This window comes from Xanthomonas sp. 3058 (assembly GCF_014199765.1).
Taxonomy (GTDB): domain Bacteria; phylum Pseudomonadota; class Gammaproteobacteria; order Xanthomonadales; family Xanthomonadaceae; genus Xanthomonas; species Xanthomonas campestris_B.
The window spans coordinates 1-16,247 of the sequence record NZ_JACHOF010000011.1; the positions used below are offsets into that span (position 1 = coordinate 1).

General features: G+C 66.0%; 16 protein-coding genes and 2 pseudogenes. 13 read left to right on the top strand and 5 right to left on the bottom strand.

Features of this window, described 5'->3' with window-relative positions:
- Positions 1-182 precede the first annotated feature (182 nt).
- Together GGR61_RS13980 and rlmJ are read right to left on the bottom strand one after the other, a co-directional pair.
- A complete protein-coding gene (locus GGR61_RS13980) occupies positions 183-725 on the bottom strand; it encodes a GNAT family N-acetyltransferase (protein WP_024939889.1) in 543 nt (180 codons plus the stop codon).
- 366 nt (positions 726-1,091) lie between these two features.
- Complete coding sequence (gene rlmJ / locus GGR61_RS13985) at positions 1,092-2,000, bottom strand: 23S rRNA (adenine(2030)-N(6))-methyltransferase RlmJ (RefSeq protein ID WP_184406837.1); 909 nt, start codon at positions 1,998-2,000, stop codon at positions 1,092-1,094.
- A 191-nt stretch (positions 2,001-2,191) separates the two neighbouring features.
- Between rlmJ and creB the strand changes: the two genes are divergently transcribed.
- Positions 2,192-2,896, top strand: coding sequence for a two-component system response regulator CreB (creB, locus tag GGR61_RS13990; RefSeq protein ID WP_184406654.1), 705 nt, complete (start codon positions 2,192-2,194; stop codon positions 2,894-2,896).
- Between the two features lie 174 nt (positions 2,897-3,070).
- A complete protein-coding gene (gene creC / locus GGR61_RS13995) occupies positions 3,071-4,519 on the top strand; it encodes a two-component system sensor histidine kinase CreC (protein ID WP_184622088.1) in 1,449 nt (482 codons plus the stop codon).
- Positions 4,520-4,658: 139 nt separating this feature from the next.
- On the opposite strand, the gene GGR61_RS14000 is transcribed toward creC, so the two are convergent.
- Positions 4,659-5,474, bottom strand: a complete 816-nt coding sequence (locus GGR61_RS14000) for a C1 family peptidase (protein ID WP_184406656.1) — start codon at positions 5,472-5,474, stop codon at positions 4,659-4,661.
- Between the two features lie 441 nt (positions 5,475-5,915).
- On the opposite strand from GGR61_RS14000, the gene creD reads away from it, so the two are divergent.
- The 7 genes from creD (at position 5,916) to GGR61_RS14035 (ending at position 12,570) form a co-directional block, all read left to right on the top strand.
- Positions 5,916-7,298, top strand: a complete 1,383-nt coding sequence (creD, locus tag GGR61_RS14005; RefSeq protein WP_184622090.1) for a cell envelope integrity protein CreD — start codon at positions 5,916-5,918, stop codon at positions 7,296-7,298.
- Positions 7,299-7,305: 7 nt separating this feature from the next.
- Positions 7,306-7,731, top strand: coding sequence for a hypothetical protein (locus tag GGR61_RS14010; protein ID WP_184406658.1), 426 nt, complete (start codon positions 7,306-7,308; stop codon positions 7,729-7,731).
- Positions 7,728-8,378 carry a GNAT family N-acetyltransferase gene (locus GGR61_RS14015; protein WP_184622217.1) on the top strand — a complete coding sequence of 217 codons (651 nt, stop codon included), beginning with the start codon at positions 7,728-7,730 and terminating at the stop codon, positions 8,376-8,378. Before GGR61_RS14010 ends, GGR61_RS14015 begins: the two co-directional genes overlap by 4 nt.
- 44 nt (positions 8,379-8,422) lie before the next feature.
- Positions 8,423-9,307 carry a carbon-nitrogen hydrolase family protein gene (locus tag GGR61_RS14020; protein ID WP_184622092.1) on the top strand — a complete coding sequence of 295 codons (885 nt, stop codon included), beginning with the start codon at positions 8,423-8,425 and terminating at the stop codon, positions 9,305-9,307.
- Between the two features lie 190 nt (positions 9,308-9,497).
- Positions 9,498-10,589, top strand: a complete 1,092-nt coding sequence (locus GGR61_RS14025; RefSeq protein WP_184622094.1) for a DUF3616 domain-containing protein — start codon at positions 9,498-9,500, stop codon at positions 10,587-10,589.
- A 67-nt stretch (positions 10,590-10,656) separates the two neighbouring features.
- A complete protein-coding gene (gltX, locus tag GGR61_RS14030; RefSeq protein ID WP_184622095.1) occupies positions 10,657-12,060 on the top strand; it encodes a glutamate--tRNA ligase in 1,404 nt (467 codons plus the stop codon).
- 15 nt (positions 12,061-12,075) lie between these two features.
- Positions 12,076-12,570 carry a transcriptional repressor gene (locus tag GGR61_RS14035; protein WP_184622097.1) on the top strand — a complete coding sequence of 165 codons (495 nt, stop codon included), beginning with the start codon at positions 12,076-12,078 and terminating at the stop codon, positions 12,568-12,570.
- A gap of 650 nt (positions 12,571-13,220) precedes the next feature.
- Here the strand turns inward: GGR61_RS14035 and GGR61_RS14040 are convergent.
- Positions 13,221-13,841 (bottom strand): TetR/AcrR family transcriptional regulator, encoded by a 621-nt coding sequence (locus GGR61_RS14040; RefSeq protein WP_184622099.1) that lies wholly within the window; start codon positions 13,839-13,841, stop codon positions 13,221-13,223.
- 11 nt (positions 13,842-13,852) lie between these two features.
- Between GGR61_RS14040 and GGR61_RS21205 the strand changes: the two are divergent.
- The 3 genes and pseudogenes from GGR61_RS21205 to GGR61_RS14050 all read left to right on the top strand — a co-directional run.
- A pseudogene (locus GGR61_RS21205) lies at positions 13,853-14,045 on the top strand (TetR family transcriptional regulator); the annotation flags it as partial.
- Positions 14,046-14,182: 137 nt separating this feature from the next.
- Entirely contained in the window at positions 14,183-14,656 is a 474-nt protein-coding gene (locus GGR61_RS14045; RefSeq protein ID WP_184622100.1) for a cupin domain-containing protein, read from the top strand.
- 176 nt (positions 14,657-14,832) lie between these two features.
- A complete protein-coding gene (locus tag GGR61_RS14050) occupies positions 14,833-14,991 on the top strand; it encodes a hypothetical protein (protein ID WP_184622102.1) in 159 nt (52 codons plus the stop codon).
- 266 nt (positions 14,992-15,257) lie between these two features.
- On the opposite strand, the pseudogene GGR61_RS14055 reads toward GGR61_RS14050, so the two are convergent.
- Positions 15,258-15,431: pseudogene (locus tag GGR61_RS14055) on the bottom strand (helix-turn-helix domain-containing protein); the annotation flags it as partial.
- A gap of 282 nt (positions 15,432-15,713) precedes the next feature.
- Between GGR61_RS14055 and GGR61_RS14060 the strand changes: the two are divergent.
- Positions 15,714-15,917 carry a hypothetical protein gene (locus GGR61_RS14060; protein ID WP_184622104.1) on the top strand — a complete coding sequence of 68 codons (204 nt, stop codon included), beginning with the start codon at positions 15,714-15,716 and terminating at the stop codon, positions 15,915-15,917.
- The last annotated feature ends 330 nt before the right edge of the window (positions 15,918-16,247 follow it).

Consider the following 16,247-nt stretch of genomic DNA (forward strand, 5'->3'; position numbering starts at 1 on the left):
CAGCAGCCGGCACCACCGTGCCCGGCTGACGGAGTGGCCAAAGCCCCTCCAACAACACAGTTGCTACAAGGACGTACTTGCAGCATGTCCCGCGATGGAGGGCTGGCAAGGGCCCTGCAGCCAAGCGATAGATCAGCAGCTCTGAGCCAAATCTCGAATCCCCAATCCCGAATCCCGGCAAATCAGGCATCCAGCTCCAGCACCATCCGCACCAGCTCCGGCGAATCCGGATGCGGCTGCGGCTTGAAGCCCAGCGACTCGGCCAACTGCAGCATCGGCACGTTGCTTTGCAGCACATCGCCGAACAGGCAGTCCAGGTATTTGCGGCGCGCCCACTTCACCAACTTGCGCATCAGCTGCCGGCCCAGGCCCTGGCCGGCGACGAAGCTGCTGACCAGGATGGTGTACTCGGCCTGGCGGGTGCCCGGGACCAATGCGGCACGCGCCACTGCGCCCACCAGGGCTTCGCCCGGCGGCAATTGCTCGGCGGCAACCAGCACGATTTCGCTCTTGGGATTGGGATGGGTCAGGCGCTGCACCATCTCCGGGGTGATTTCGGCGGAAGAGCGCACGAAGCGCGCGCGGATTTCCTCCGGCCCCAACAGGCTGAAAGCCCCCTGCAACGGCGGACCGTCCTCGGGACGGATCGGGCGGAGCAGAAGGGTGCGGCCATTGGGCAGACTGAAGTTTTCATGCCACGGAGGCATGCGATTACGAATGGCCATGACCGGTGTTCCTTGAAGATCGGAAGATTCTGGCACCCGCCCGGCGCACAACCGTGAACGAATCCGGTGCGCCGCCAGGGGTCATGTGAAAGGTGGCAGTGCTTCTCACCTCACTCTACCGAGCGAGACCGTGATCCAGTCGTGAGTATGCGTCAGTGTTCGCCAGCTCCGTCAGACCGGTTCAGGTGCGTTGCTGCGGGCGTCACCGGCAGCGCGTGATCCGGGCCGGCTTGGTCGCGCCACGACGGCCGTTGCGGGCGTGGGGGGGGGGGGGCGCTGACGGCCAATTCCCGCAAGGACGCGGCCGGTGGCGTGCAGGGCGGGTGTTGTGCGCGCCCTGGGACCGGAGCGGCCGGACACGCCGGCTTATCCGTCCTGGCGCAACCACTCCAGCCGGGTCGAGGCGCCGGCTTCGCCGAGATGCTGCTTCAGCGCCGGCAGCGCGGGCGCCAGCACCTGGTCGAACTGCCACGGCGCATTGACGATCAACAGCCCGCTGCCGGTCAGGCGTAGCGGCGAGTCGTCCGGGCGCACCTGCAGCTCGGCCACCAGCACCGACTTGGCCGGCAGCGTGGCCGCCTTGCGCATGAACGGCTGCAGGCTGCGGCGCAGCTTGATCGGGTACCACACCATGCAGATCGCCTGCGGCCAGCGCGCCAGGGTCTCGCGCACGCTGTGGATGACCTGCGGGTATTCGGCTTCCTGCGCTTCGTAAGGTGGATCGATCAGCACCAGCCCGCGTCCGATCTTGGTCTCGCCCGCGCGCGGGGGGACGAAGGCACGAATCGCCTCGTAGCCATCGCCGGCATGCACGCGCACGCGGCTGTCCTTGGCGAACAGGCGCTTCAGCGCTTCGGCTTCTTCCGGCTGCAGCTCGCAGAACGCCATGCGGTCCTGTTCGCGCAGCGCTTGCGCGGCCAGCAACGGCGAGCCGGGGTAATGATTGATCTGGATGCCGGCGGTGGGGCGCGCCGGCTTTTGGCCGGGCGTAGCCGGGCGGACGACGGTGTGGTTGTCGGCCTGTACTGCGCGCAGATAGCGCTCGATCACCTCGGGCAGGGTCGACTCGGCCATCAGCCGCATCACCCCGGCATCGGCCTCGTTGGTCTTGCGGCTCTCCTCGCCGCCGAGCTGGTAGCGCCCGCGCCCGGCGTGGGTGTCGAGCACGAAGAACGGGGTGTCCTTGCGCTTGAGGGTGTCGATCAGCGCCAGCAAGGCGATGTGCTTGAGCACGTCGGCATGGTTGCCGGCATGGAAGGCGTGGCGATAGTTCATCCGGGAAGTGTAGAGCGTGCGCGGCCGTTTGCGCTGCGCGCGGGTGCGCGGCGTGGCGGCATGCAGCGGCGGCATGGTCTTGAGGGCGGGGCGCCGGGCGCGCGCAACCGCCCCGACGATCTGTTGCCGACGCTTGCCTGTGCGCTGCGCGCTGGCAGTGCGCGCGCTATGGGCCACGCCGGCATGCGGCTATGCTGCGCGGCATGTCAGAGACCCCCGCCCGCGTACTTGTCGTCGAAGACGAAGCCGCCATTGCCGATACCGTGCTGTACGCGCTGCGCAGCGAAGGCTATGCGCCCGAGCATTGCCTGCTGGGCCGCGATGCATTGGCGCGGCTGCGCGCCGACCCGGCCGATGTGGTGGTGCTGGACGTAGGCTTGCCGGATATCAACGGCTTCGAGGTGTGCCGCACGCTGCGCGGTTTCAGCGACGTGCCGGTGATCTTTCTGACTGCCCGCAACGACGAGATCGACCGCGTGCTCGGTCTGGAACTGGGCGCCGACGATTACATGGCCAAACCGTTCTCCCCGCGCGAGCTGGTGGCGCGGGTGCGTGCGCGCCTGCGCCGGCGCAGCGTGGCCCAGGTGGCCGAGCAGGGGTGGCAGCCGCAGGGGGCGTTTGCGATCGACCGCGAAGGTAGCCGCATCCGTTATGGCGATGCGCTGCTGCCGCTGACACGCTACGAATACGCGCTGCTGTCGGCCTTGTTGCAACGTCCTGGTGCGATCCTCAGCCGCGCGCAGCTGATGGATCGCGGTTGGGATGCCAGCGCCGACAGCGCCGACCGCACTGTCGACACCCATATCAAGACACTGCGCGGCAAGTTGCGCCAGGCCGGCGTACCGGCCGATCCGATCCGCACCCATCGGGGCCTTGGCTATGCGCTGGAGCTATAGGCATGGTTGAGCGCGGCGACCACAGGCACCTGGCCGGCGCAAGGAGGGCGTGTCTGGCAGCAGGAATTGCGCTGCTGCGTTCGCGCCGTCGGCCTGCGGCTGGCGATTGCCTGCCTCCGCGCAGTGGCCATTGCCGCTGCGGGCACTGTGGCGTGATCGAGGCCAGCCGCTGACATGCGGCTCGGTCTCAAGCTATTTCTGGGCTTCTTCCTGATCGTCGGGCTGGCCGCGTTCTTCGTGATGCGGGTGTTCGTCAACGAGGTCAAACCCGGGGTGCGCCAGGCGATGGAATCCACGCTGGTGGACGCGGCCAACGTGCTGGCGGAAATGGCCAGTGGCGAGCTGGCCGCCGGCAAGATCGCCACCGGCAGCTTTGCGCGCAACGTGGCGCAGGCGCAGCGGCGCGACCCCAAGGCCTGGGTGTGGCGGTTCCGCAAGGGCAATGTGGATTACCGCGTCACCGTCACCGATGCGCGTGGCGTCGTGGTGTTCGATTCGCTGGGCCGCGACGTGGGCCGCGACAACTCGCGCTGGAACGATGTCTATCGCACCTTGCGCGGCGAATATGGCGCGCGTTCCAGCCCCGAGGTCGACGGCGACCCGACCGCCACGGTGATGCACGTGGCCGCGCCGATCTACGCGCCGGACGCGCCGACCAGGTTGATCGGGGTACTCACCCTGGCCCAGCCCAATCGCAGCATCGACCCGTTCATCGAAGCCAGCCAGCGCAACATCCTGCAGCGCGGCGCCTGGTTGATCGGCATTTCCGCCTTGATCGGTATCGGCATGACCTGGTGGCTGATGCGTGGCATCGGCCGGCTCAATCGCTATGCGCAGGCGGTGAGTTCGGGCATTCCGGTGCCGCCGCCCAAACCGCGCGGCGATGAGATCGGCGATCTGGGCCAGGCGTTGGAAACCATGCGCCGCAAGCTGGAAGGCAAGGCCTACGTGGAGCAGTACGTGCAGTCGCTGACGCACGAAATGAAGAGCCCGCTGGCGGCGATTCGTGGGGCGTCCGAATTGTTGAGCGAGCCACTGCCGGAAGCCGATCGCCAGCACTTCGTCGCCAGCATCCGTGCGCAGGAGCAGCGGCTGACCGAAACCATCGACAAGCTACTGGCGCTGGCCGAGGTCGAACAGCACGGCTGGCTGCAGACGCGCGAGCGCATCGCGGTGGCCGGCCTGCTGCAGGCCGCAATGGACGCAGTATTGCCGCGCGCGGCGGCGGCCGGCGTACTGCTGGAAGGCGACGCGGCATCCGACAAGGCGCGCGAGCAGTACGTGCTGGGCGATGGATTCCTGCTGCGCCAGGCGCTGATCAACTTGCTGGAAAATGCCATCGCGTTTTCACCGCAAGGCAGCACCATCCAGTTGCGAGCGCAGATCCAGCAAGGGCAGGTGCAGCTATCGGTGCACGACCGCGGCAGCGGCGTGCCGGACTACGCGCTGGAACGGGTGTTCGAGCGTTTCTATTCGCTGGCCCGCCCACAGACCGGACAACGCAGTTCCGGGCTCGGCCTGCCGTTCGTGCGCGAAGTCGCGCGCCTGCACGGCGGTGAAGTCGCGTTAGGCAATCGCGACGGCGGGGGGGCGATCGCAACCCTGCGCCTGCCCGCCCGCTAAACGACGCTGCAGGCGGTGTGCGAAAGACCCGCTGCCCACTGCCCAGTGCGGCAGCATTGCGGTGCTGCCGATGCGGCATGCGCCAGGGCACATGCCGCATCGGTGTCAGCCGCGCATTGCGGTGCGCATCCGCGGTGTCCTAGTGCACCACGTCGGCCCCGATGACGTCCTTGGCGACCACCGACCAGGACAGCTTGCCAAAGCCCTTGTTGCCCCACTCGGTGCCCCAGCTGTTCTCGACAATCAGCCCTTCGCTGTCGTAACCCAGCGCGACCACCGCGTGCCCGCCCAGGATGGGCGTCTTGATGTCGTAGTCGACCTGGTTCTGGGGTGTGAGTTCTTCAAAACCCTGCCGGACATAGAAGCCGATGGCCACCGGCGTGGATGCGGCCAGCGCAAGTTTGATTTGTTCGATCAAGGCGCGTCCGCCGTTGCCGTCGCTTGATGAATAGAGCACGGTGTACTTGCTGTACGGCGTGCGGTTTTTGGCAGCGTTGGCGCGGTCGGCGGCGGTGGGTGGATTCTTCCAGTTGTAGTTGCCCCAGGAGTAATGCTGTTCAGTGTCGATGCCCTGGGCCAGCGCGACGTCCAGCGGCGCTTCCAGCGTGGACCCCTCATCGACGCCATCGTTGACCTGGGTATAGAGATACATCGGGGCGAAGCGGGTTTGCGCCTGTTTGCCGGCGTTGGCATACCAGCCGGTCAGGGTGTGGGCGGTTGCCCACGACGCACATGACCCCACCTGGCCCTGATCGCCTGGCGTGATCGCCCAGGCAGTCAGGTCCACGCTGGCGGGAAGGGATTTGGCGGCGCTCGCGGTTCCGAACAACGGGGTGACCGGTTGCATCAGCGGCGAAGCTTTCAGACCCATCCCATGCACGGCCGCCTGCGCGACAGCGGAGGACAGGCTCAGGGCAGAGAGCAGACAGAGGGCGAGCGAACGTTGCTTGTTCATGGAAACAAACTCCAGGCTAGATGAGGAATGCAGTCGTGCGCACTTCTGGAATCAGGGCCGGCAAGCGGTTACGCGGACTGAACGATGCCCGGTACGGCACGCGCGAAGTTGAATAAACACATCGGAAAACGACGGGCTGAGAAAGCCGCGATCAAAACAAGACAAAAAACGAAGGTATGGCCCTGCAGTACGCAACTGCATCCGCATCGTTGCGCCTGGCGGCGAAGCGCGCGGCGGTGGTGCGAAGTACTGTCGATGAAACGGAAGCCTGTCTCGGGCCTGTGTTGCACTTTCGACGTGTGACAACCGGATTCCCTCACCACGTCACAGTGGCGGTCGCCGCTCATGTCGGTCGCTCACTTCACATTCGCTTCAAGTTCGCCTCAAACCCCCGACACCGGCGCCTCGCATCCTGGCCACCTCCCAGACTGAGGAAGGCCGATGAAATCCCTGAAACTGTTATTACGGTTCGCCACCATGGGCGCACTGGTCCTGTTGCTGATGATCCCGTTACTGCTGATCCGCAGCACCGTGCAGGACCGCGTGCAATATCGCAACCAGGCCGTGGAGCGCGTGGCGCAAAGCAAGGCCGGTGAGCAGCAGTTCATCGCACCGGTGCGGGTGCTGCCGTATACCCAGGATGTGCAGGTCAGCGAGCCCGACGAGGAAGGCAAGCCGCACAAGGTGTGGCGAAAGCACAACGGCCAGTTGCTGCAGACCCCGCGCACGCTCACCCTGAGCGGCGAGTTGATCCCGTCCGAGCGCAAGATCGGCTTGTTCCGGGTGCAGGTGTATTCGTGGAAGGCAACGCTCAAGGCCGGGTTCGATCCACTCGACTATCCGGCCGTGGAGGGGCGCAGCTATGGGCAGCCGCATCTGGCGGTCGGCATCTCCGACGTGCGCGGTCTGGTCGGCACGCCGAGCCTGCGCGCGGATGGCCGTGAGCTGAAATTGGAGAGCGGGGCAGGTGGCCTGGCGGGACGCTCGCCCGGCATCCATGCCGACCTGCAGCCACTGGCCGACCCGCTGGCCGGCAAGGTGAGCGAGGGTAAAACGGTGGAAATGACGTTCGTGCTGGATGGCACCCGCAGCCTGGCGATCGCACCCATCGGCGACAGCAACGACATCGCGCTGCGCTCGGCCTGGCCGCATCCCTCGTTCGGCGGGCGCTTCCTGCCGAATGCGCCGACCATCAGCGAGCGCGGTTTCGAGGCGAGCTGGTCGTTGTCGTCGCTGGCCACCAGTGCCCAATCGCAGTTGCAGTCGGGCCAGGTCTCGGTCGATACGCTGCAGCAGGTGCGCGGCGATGCGCAACTGCAGTTGCAGTCCGGCCAGTCGTCGCTGGATACGCTGGAAGTGCGGTTGGTCGACCCGGTGGACGTGTATACCCAGGCCGACCGGGCCAGCAAGTACGGCATCCTGTTCGTGGTGCTGACCTTTGTGGCATTCGTGTTGTTCGAACTGATCAAACGTTTGCCGATCCATCCCCTGCAATATCTGCTGGTGGGTCTGGCGCTGGCAATCTTCTTCCTGCTGCTGCTGAGCCTTTCCGAGCACATCGCGTTCTGGCAGGCGTATCTGGTGTCGGCCGCGGCCTGTATCGGCCTGCAGTTCTTCTATCTGTCCGGTGTATTGCGTAGCTGGGCGCGCGCGGCAGGATTCTCGGTGATGCTGACGGCGTTGTATGGCGTGCTCTATAGCCTGCTGATCTCCGAAGACAACTCGCTGCTGATGGGGTCGCTGCTGCTGTTCGGCATCCTGGCCAGCATCATGTGGGTGACGCGTAAGGTCGATTGGTACGAGCTTGGCAACAGTCTGCGCTGAGATCGGGATGCTCGCTCACGCACAGGTACTCCGGCGGGTGCAGCGCTTGCTGCCCGCCGGGATCGACACGGTGGCGCTGCTTCCGGCAGCGTTGCCGCACGGCTGGGAACGTTCGCCGTTGTCGGCCTTGCCAATCCGTCACGACTGGCGTCGCGGTGTGATCGGTCTGCGTTTGCAGGCCGAGACCGCGCAGGCGCTACGCATGGGCGACGCCGGATGCTTGCAGGCGGCGCAGCAGAGCGAGGCCGCGCTGGCTGGCACACCGAGGACGCGCAGCTACGGCCCCTGGCAGCGTTTGAGCAACGGCACTTACTGGGCCCGCAGCACCGATGCCCTGCTTGGCGTGCTGCTGGCCTGTGCAGATGCGGAAGTGTGGTTGCTGTGGCAGCAACCCGCTGCGGTGGACCGACGCAAGGACGGTTGGCTGCGCTGACGCATGTCATCGCCACCGCGCCCGGCTGGCTTACCATGGCGCGTATGACTGGCTCATCCCTGATTGTCGAGACGGTACGCGGCACCGACGTGCTGCCGCATCTGGATGCGGTGGCGCAGCTGCGCATCAGCGTATTTTGCGCCTGGCCGTATCTGTATGCAGGCGATAGCGAGTACGAGCGCGCCTACCTGGCCGCCTATGCGGCCTCGCCGGACAGCGTGTTCGTGCTGGCGCGCGATGGCGATGCGGTGATCGGTGCCTCCACCGGCCTGCCGCTGCTCGACGACAGCGAGGCCTTCCATGCGCCGTTTCGCGCGGCCGGCATCGACCCGGCCAGCGTGTTTTATTTCGGCGAATCGGTGTTGTTGCCGGCGTATCGCGGGCAGGGCATCGGGCATGCCTTCTTCGACCGGCGCGAAGCGCATGCACGTGCGCTGGGTCGGTTTTCGCTCACGGCGTTTTGCGCGGTGGAGCGTGCGCAAGACGATCCACGCAAGCCGGCCGACGCTCGGCCCAACGACGTGTTCTGGCGTAAGCGCGGGTATGCGCCGCAACCGGACATGCGCGTGCAACTGGCCTGGGCGGAGTTGCAACACGGGCAGATCGACCACAGTTTGCGCGTGTGGACGCGCGCGTTGTCGTCGTGACCGACCCACGTCGCCTCATCGCTCGATCATCACAAGGCCGCCAGATGAAAATCGCCGTCGCCAAATATCCGATCGGCAAGCCCGCCGATTTCGCCGCGTTCGCTGCACGCCAGTCCGCGTTGGTGAGCGAGGCCGCCACTGCCGGGGCACGTGTGGTGGTGTTGCCGGAGTATCTGGCGCTGGAACTGGGCGCGACGTTCGCCACGCAGGTTTCTGCCGGTCTGCCCGAATCGCTGGCAGCGATCCAGGCGCTACGCACGCCGTGGCTGGGGTTGTTTGCCGGCCTCGCGCGCCAACATCGGGTGCATCTGATTGCCGGTAGTTTTCTGCTGGACCTGGGGCAGGGCCGTTACCGCAATCGCAGCGACTGGTTCACGCCTGACGGCCTGCACGGCTGGCAGGACAAATTGCAGCTCACAGGTTTCGAAAAGGCCACCGGGTTGATCGTGCCGGGCGATACGGTGAAGGTGTTCGACCTGGACGGCATCCGCGCGGCCATTGCAATCTGCTACGACAGCGAATTTCCGCTGCCGGTACGTGCGCAATACGAGGCCGGCGCGCGCTTGTTGATCGTGCCCAGTTGCACCGACACCGCCGCCGGGGCGATGCGGGTGCGCATCGGCTGCCTGGCGCGGGCGCTGGAAAATCGCGTGTTCGTCGCGCAATCGGTCACCGCTGGGGAAGCGCCCTGGAGCCCGGCGCTGGACGTCAATACCGGCGAAGCGGCGGTGTTCGCGCCGATGGATGTCGGTTTCCCGGCCGATGGCGTGCTGGCGCAGACCCAGGGCGACGCCGTGTGGGCCTACGCGGAGCTGGACTTCGACGCCTTCGAGGCCAGCCGCGCCCACGCGCAGGTCGCCAACGACCGCGATTGGCCTGGACAGTTGGCTGCCGCGGTGACGCGTGCCAAGCTGGCCGCGTTCGATTGACCTAGCGCGGCCAACGCTCACTTCCAGGCAGGCGCGGTGGGCGCGCGCTGCGGCATCCATCCATCGCTCTTACACTGCGGTGCGCGTCACCCCCTTCGCGCCCGGCCGAGCACTGCGCGCCACGCGCTTGCCAGGCCACTGTTTGTTCGCCACTTCGTGTGTCCCCAGCAACGCCACCCACCAGGTTCCCATGGCCAAGAAAACCCTGATTCCGCATAGCGTCCGTCTCGAATTCGCGCCTGGCGCGCTGGTGCACAGCAACCTGTCCGGCGCTGCATTTACCGACGACTGGCTGTGGGTGGCCGGCGATGAGGCCTGCGCAGTGGACCGCTTGCGCAAGCTCGCCCCCGTGCAGCGCGAGACGCTGCGCTTCGGCGAAGGGCGCAGCTTTGCGCTGGCCGAGTTGCTGGACCTGCCGGGCGAGGCCGCCGAGGAGGCGGATCTGGAAGGCATGGCGCTGTCGGACGGGTATTTGTGGGTGATCGGCTCGCATGGGCTCAAGCGCAAGAACGCCAAGCCGGGACGCGACGATGCCGAAAACGCCAAGCGCCTGACCAAGCTCAAACTCGATGCCAACCGCCGCCTGCTGGCCTGCCTGCCGATCGAGCAGGCTGCCGACGGCACGCCGCACCTGGTGCGCGAAGCGGCCGACGGCCGTCGCGCACTGCGGCTCAAGGGCGATGCCAAGCACAACCAGCTTACCGAGCTGCTGGCCGACGACCCGCATTTCGGCCCGTTCCTGAAGATCCCCGGCAAGGACAACGGCTTCGACATCGAAGGCATCGTGGTGGACGGCCAGCGCCTGCTACTTGGCCTGCGCGGGCCGGTGCTGCGCGGTTGGTCGGCGATGCTGGAAATCCAGGTCCAGGCGCATGGCGACCATCTACGCCTGGTGCCGCTGGACGAAGACGGCACGCTGTTGCGCAAGCACTTCCTGCAACTGGGCGGTCTGGGCATCCGCGACCTGCACTATTCCGGCGACGATCTGTACCTGCTGGCCGGCCCGACCATGGTGCTCAACGGTGAAATCCGCCTGTTCAAATGGCCGGGCGCGCGCGCAGTGCTGGCCGCCAATCGGGCGCCGGTGCGCTTTCAGCACGAGTTGCTGGAATCGGCGGTGTTGCCGCACGGCACCGACAGCGACCGCGCCGAGGCGATCTGCAACCTGCCCAGGCAGTTGGCCGGCAATACGCCCGCCTGGCTGGTGCTGTACGACGCGCCCGGCCCGGCGCGCAGCGGCGATGACTGTGTGGTCTACGGCGACCTGTTGCGCAATCGCTGAGCTGCAAGCGGGCAGGTCTGCGCTGCCCGGGGTAAAATCGGCCGACACCCGTTCCGCCGAGCGCTCCATGACCTGCCGCACCCGCTTTGCTCCCAGCCCCACCGGTTACCTGCATATCGGCGGCGCCCGCACCGCCCTGTATTGCTGGCTGGAGGCACGTCATCGCGGCGGGCAATTCGTGCTGCGCATCGAAGACACCGACCGTGAGCGCAGCACCCAGGAGGCCATCGACGCCATCCTGGAAGCGATGGAGTGGTTGGGCCTGGGCTATGACGAAGGCCCGATCTACCAGACCCAGCGCGTGGCCCGCTACCAGGAGGTCGCCGAGCAGCTGCTGGCGCAGGGCAAGGCCTATTACGCCTACGAAACCCGCGAAGAACTCGACGCCATGCGCGAGGCCGCGATGGCCAGGCAGGAAAAACCACGCTACAACGGCGCCGCCCGTGAGCAGAACCTGCCGTACCGCGACGACCCCAACCGGGTGATCCGCTTCAAGAATCCGCAAGCCGGCACGGTGGTGTTCGACGACCTGATCAAGGGCGTCATCGAGATCGCCAACAGCGAGCTCGACGACATGGTGATCTTCCGCCCGGACGGCTTCCCCACCTACAACTTCGCGGTGGTGGTGGACGACTGGGACATGGGCATCACCGAGGTGATCCGTGGCGACGACCACATCAACAACACCCCGCGCCAGATCAATATCTATGAGGCGCTGGGCGCGCCAGTGCCGAAGTTCGCGCACATGCCGATGATCCTGGACGAGCAGGGCGCCAAGCTGTCCAAGCGCACCGGCGCCGCCGATGTGATGCAGTACAAGGACGCCGGCTATCTGCCGCACGCGCTGATCAATTACCTGGCCCGTCTGGGCTGGTCGCACGGCGACCAGGAGTTGTTCAGCCGGCAGGAATTGCTCGACCTGTTCGACGTCAAGGACGTCAACTCCAAGGCCGCGCGGCTGGACATGGCCAAGCTGGGCTGGGTCAACCAGCACTACCTCAAGACCGACGACCCGGCCAGCATCGCCCCGCAGCTGGAATACCAGCTCGCCCGGCTCGGCATCGACGTCGCCGCCGGCCCGGCTCCCGCCGACGTGGTGGTGGCCTTGCGCGAGCGCGTGCAGACCTTGAAGGAAATGGCCGAAAAAGCCGTGGTCTGGTACCAGCCGCTGGAAAGCTACGACGAGGCGGCGGTGATCAAGCACCTGAAACTGGGTGCGGAAGTGCCGCTGGGCAAGGCGCGCGAACTGCTCGCTGCGCTGAGCGAGTGGAGCGTGGAGAGTGTGTCGGCGGCGCTGCACGACGCTGCCGCCGCGCTGGAACTGGGCATGGGCAAGGTCGCCCAGCCGCTGCGCGTGGCCATTACCGGCACCCAGGTCAGCCCGGACATTTCGCAGACGGTGTATCTGGCCGGACGCGAGGGTGCCTTGAAACGCATCGATGCGGCACTCATCAAGATAGGAGCGGGCTGACCGCCGGAGCCTGTGATGAAAACCAACGAACACGCCTGCACTGCACCGCATCACCACGTCGACGATGCCAACGGTTTCGTGCGCGCGGTGGAGCGCGCGTGCAGCGAACGCGGCCTGCGGCTGACGCCGATCCGCGCCAATGTCTTGCGGCTGATCGCCGACGCCGGCAAGCCGGTCAAGGCCTACGAACTGCTGGACTGGGTGCGCGAAGGCAAGGGCGTCGGCGCCGACGCCCCGCCCACGGTGTACCGCGCGCTGGATTTTTTGATGGCCAATGGCTTCGTGCACAAGCTCGAATCGGTCAACGCCTTCGTCGCCTGCCATCACCCCAACAGCGCCCAGCACTCGGTGCCCTTCCTGATCTGCGACCGCTGCCATAGCGCGGTGGAACTGGAAGACCGCGAGGTGGTGGCGCAACTGGAAGCCCGCGCCAAGGCGCTGGGTTTCCAGCCGCAGGCGCAGACGCTGGAAGTGCATGGCTTGTGCGCCAAGTGCGCCGTGACAGAGTAAGGATCGCCAGGCAAGTGCAGGGCGGTTCACTTAGAGCAGCTAACAAAACCTGGCGAGCGAGCGCTTGTCAGTGAGTGCAGTGGTTTTGTCGGCCGTATCTTGGTGGATGCCGTCAGAAGTCCAGATCAAACACTGAGTGGGTCGAATGCGCGGTGCCCTCACCGCTCGCGGGACACGCCGCAAGTACGTCCATGTAGGCTCGGTGGCGGCATCCATGCCGCCACACGGTCCCGCGAGCGGCGAGGGCACCGCACCAGAGTGTCGATCGGTAGCTTTCTTTAAAACGCTGCACACCGACCATCGCGAGTGGTCCTTGCCTGCCCACCGTCGCGGGACCTTACGCGGCATGGATGCCGCGTAAGCGCTTACAAGGACGTCCTTGCGGCGTGTCCCGCGACGGTGGGCGGGCAAGGGCCCTGCAGCCAGGCCGCAGATAGTGGGCCTGCAGTAGGCTGACGCGAAGTCGTTTTGTTAGCCGCTCTTAGTTGCAGGCAGTGCGCAGACGCAGCAATCTGCTGCAGACAAATGCGCTGTTGTGGTCAGACCAACAAAGCCTCGAACATCGCGCGCGTACACGAGTGCTCGGCACGCGCATCAGTGAGGTCGGTAGCGACTCATCGCTTACCCAAGGTATCAAACACGACCGCGCATCACGCCGTGGCGATGGTCCTGCTTCCATACGCCACCAAAAACAGCTTCAACGCGCGCCGGGTTGCGTCGCGCAGATACTCCGGCGATGGATTTTTGAGCGCGCCGAACAGGCAGGGCATCAGGGTTTCGGCTTCGATCAGGGCGGCGAACTGGTGGGCGGCCAGCAGGGTGTCGTCGCAGTGGAGCAGGCCGTAGTCCACTTGCGTCTGCAGGTATTCGGCGAAGCGCTGCATGCCTTCTTGTTGACCGGCGCTGAAAAACAGCGCGCCGACGTCTGATCTGCCGGATACACCGATGATGGTCTGCCAACTGGTGATGTTGGGCGGTGCGCACAAGAAGATGAGGACGTCCTCGCCGAAGCGCTGCAGGGCCTCGGCAATGGGGCCGCTGCTTTGCGAAAGCGCACTGAGCAGCGGGTCGAAATAACGGTCGGACATGTCCTTGGCAAACGCCACGAACAGCTCTTCCTTGGACGGGAAGTACCCGTACAGCGTGCGCTTGGAGCCGCCCACGCGGGCGGCGATCTGCGACATCGAGGCGCCTTCGAATTCCAGTTCGAGAAACACCTCGCTTGCCGCCTGCACGATGGCGTCGCGCTTTTCTTCGGTTCTGACCTGCATCAACTGACTCCCTTGGGCGCGAACTGGAGCAGGGTGCGTCGGTCATCGACAACGTGCCGGATGCGGCGGTCAGTTTTTTTCGGCCTGATGACCGGTTTGCCGTTCAACGCGGTGGTGCGCGGCGATGCATCGCACTCTGCGTCGATGCAGCAGGGCGCATATGCCGCCGGAGTGGCCGCGCTGTTCCTGCGCGCATCTGGGTGATGGCTTCAATGGCAACAGCAGGTTGCAGACCGCGCTATCGCCGTGATGTGCCGTGTTTCTAGGTGGATGCGCGATTGCAGGGGAATGCCGGTGTGCAGGCGCGCTAGAGTGCACCTACTTGAACCGGGAGTGCCGCAATGCATCTGTTCGCAACTGCAATGTCGTTGTCGATGATGGCTACCGCCGAGCCTGGTGGCCCATCCACCCAGTTGATCCGGGTGAGCAAGGCCGGTGGCGCCGCCTCGGCAGTGGGTCCGGCCGAGTATTTCACCGGCAGGGTACGTATCGATGCGCCATTTCAGACCGACGCCCCGGCGCGGGTGGGCGGCGCCACGGTGAGCTTCGAGCCGGGCGCGCGTACTGCGTGGCACACCCATCCGCTGGGTCAGACCCTGATCGTCACCGCCGGCGCCGGGCGCGTGCAGGAATGGGGCAAGCCGGCGCAGGAGATACGTCCGGGCGACATCGTGTGGATTCCGCCGGGCGTCAAGCATTGGCATGGTGCGAACGCGACGGTGGCGATGTCGCATATCGCCATTGCCGAAGCGCAGGACGGCTCGCCGGTCGCCTGGCTGGAACCGGTCAGCGATGCGCAATACGCGGCGGAGTGAGGCAACGGTGGGCGAGGCGGCGATCTGCCGCGCCGTGACGGGCGTGAGGTGTCACTTCATGGATACCTGGCACCGGTGCCAAAGCTTGCCGCCCGTGCGCGCATGATGATCTGCGACTATCTGCATGGATTGATTGCGACCCGGCTGGCGGGAGACCTCTCGCGCTTTGACGCACTGTGGGAGCTGCAGCCTGGCCTGGCCTGGCCGCGCGCCTACGCGGTTTCGATGCCGATAACGGCTGGCTGCACTGGTCCAGCAACACCTTCGACGGTTGGTATTGCATCCGCACTGCCGCCGGTTACGCGGTGTACGTCCAGGAGCGTGGCCGTCGCTAAGCGCAGTGCGAGTTCGACGACGAGCGTGCGGCGATTCGGCATGTGCTTGAAGCCTTCGGCGTGCTGGAGTCGCTGGGCTCCATGCAGCTGCTCACCCCAGCTTCCACTGCATCGGTTCTGCCGCATCGTAGGTAAAGCATCATGTTGCCTGTGCACCCGGATCGCTGGCGCGCGCAGATGCGTGCGCAGAAGCCGTAGTTGTAGTCGCCGCCCGATGTTGGCGTGCAACGTGTGCGTATCCAGGTCCTGCGTCGCCACGTCAGCGCTGCCTCCTGCGCAATGGCGCGCAGCCGCTGCGTGTCGCGTGTCGGTGATCCACCCAGGATGCATGCGTAGTCGCGGCTGAACTGCGAGGCACTCTCGTAACCGACGCGGAAGCCGGCATCGGCGGCATTGAGCGCGTCGGCCACCATCAGCCGGCGTGCTTCGTGCACACGCAGACCATCGGCAGGCGCGTGACGCAGCAGAATGTCGGTCAGCTCTGTGAGTGGCGGCCTGGGGACTTGCCAGAAACGCGCTGCGGCATTGCCGCGGTCGGCGTGATCGTACAAGGCCGCAGGTGGTGCCCACGGCATGCAGTGACGCGCCGTGCCCGACCGTGCCGGGTCGCCGCTGTCTGCGGTGGGCGCGCGCACCGGCTGCGGCGGTGGCCGTCCCGGCCCTGATAAGGCGCTCACACTGCCGCCGTATCATGGTGGCCACTCTCGCGCCTGCATCGCATCATGCCCGCAAAACGCTCACTCAATTCCATACCGACACATGCAGAGGACTGGAAAGCGATCGAAGTGGCCGCCACCGCCGAACTCGCGCGACGCACGCAGCAGGCGCATCAGCAGATCATCGGGCTGTTGACCACGCATGGACACCTGCTGAGTGAGCCGCAGCGTCGCAGCCTGCACCGGCGCCTGCAACGCGGGGCGAAGTGACGGTCCGGGCTCAGGTGCCCGAGCCGCATCCGATACGCCAGGCGCCCGGTTGTTCCGCGTGGGTGACGGATAAAACCGGGGGCGCACACGTCGCGCAGCAGTGACAGAGACATGGTCGTCGATGCAGCCGCGTTGGCACAGGTGTTCAGCGTCGCTTGCCATTGACCGCCCGGTGCGTTGCACTGCGCTGTCGCCGCGCAGATGGATGGCACCGATTCTGGAAGCGCATCGCGTACGCGTTGCGCGTCCAGGTGCGCGCCCAGGATCTAACAGCGGCTAACAAAACGACTTCACGCCCGCTGATCTGCTGCCTGGCTGCAGGGTCCTTGC

Coding starts and splice junctions, on each gene's coding strand:
- GGR61_RS13980 (WP_024939889.1), bottom strand. CDS start 725: ATGGCCATTCGTAATCGCATGCCTCCGTGGCATGAAAACTTCAGTCTG.
- rlmJ (WP_184406837.1), bottom strand. CDS start 2,000: ATGAACTATCGCCACGCCTTCCATGCCGGCAACCATGCCGACGTGCTC.
- creB (WP_184406654.1), top strand. CDS start 2,192: ATGCTGCGCGGCATGTCAGAGACCCCCGCCCGCGTACTTGTCGTCGAA.
- creC (WP_184622088.1), top strand. CDS start 3,071: ATGCGGCTCGGTCTCAAGCTATTTCTGGGCTTCTTCCTGATCGTCGGG.
- GGR61_RS14000 (WP_184406656.1), bottom strand. CDS start 5,474: ATGAACAAGCAACGTTCGCTCGCCCTCTGTCTGCTCTCTGCCCTGAGC.
- creD (WP_184622090.1), top strand. CDS start 5,916: ATGAAATCCCTGAAACTGTTATTACGGTTCGCCACCATGGGCGCACTG.
- GGR61_RS14010 (WP_184406658.1), top strand. CDS start 7,306: ATGCTCGCTCACGCACAGGTACTCCGGCGGGTGCAGCGCTTGCTGCCC.
- GGR61_RS14020 (WP_184622092.1), top strand. CDS start 8,423: ATGAAAATCGCCGTCGCCAAATATCCGATCGGCAAGCCCGCCGATTTC.
- GGR61_RS14025 (WP_184622094.1), top strand. CDS start 9,498: ATGGCCAAGAAAACCCTGATTCCGCATAGCGTCCGTCTCGAATTCGCG.
- gltX (WP_184622095.1), top strand. CDS start 10,657: ATGACCTGCCGCACCCGCTTTGCTCCCAGCCCCACCGGTTACCTGCAT.
- GGR61_RS14035 (WP_184622097.1), top strand. CDS start 12,076: ATGAAAACCAACGAACACGCCTGCACTGCACCGCATCACCACGTCGAC.
- GGR61_RS14040 (WP_184622099.1), bottom strand. CDS start 13,841: ATGCAGGTCAGAACCGAAGAAAAGCGCGACGCCATCGTGCAGGCGGCA.
- GGR61_RS14045 (WP_184622100.1), top strand. CDS start 14,183: ATGCATCTGTTCGCAACTGCAATGTCGTTGTCGATGATGGCTACCGCC.
- GGR61_RS14060 (WP_184622104.1), top strand. CDS start 15,714: ATGCCCGCAAAACGCTCACTCAATTCCATACCGACACATGCAGAGGAC.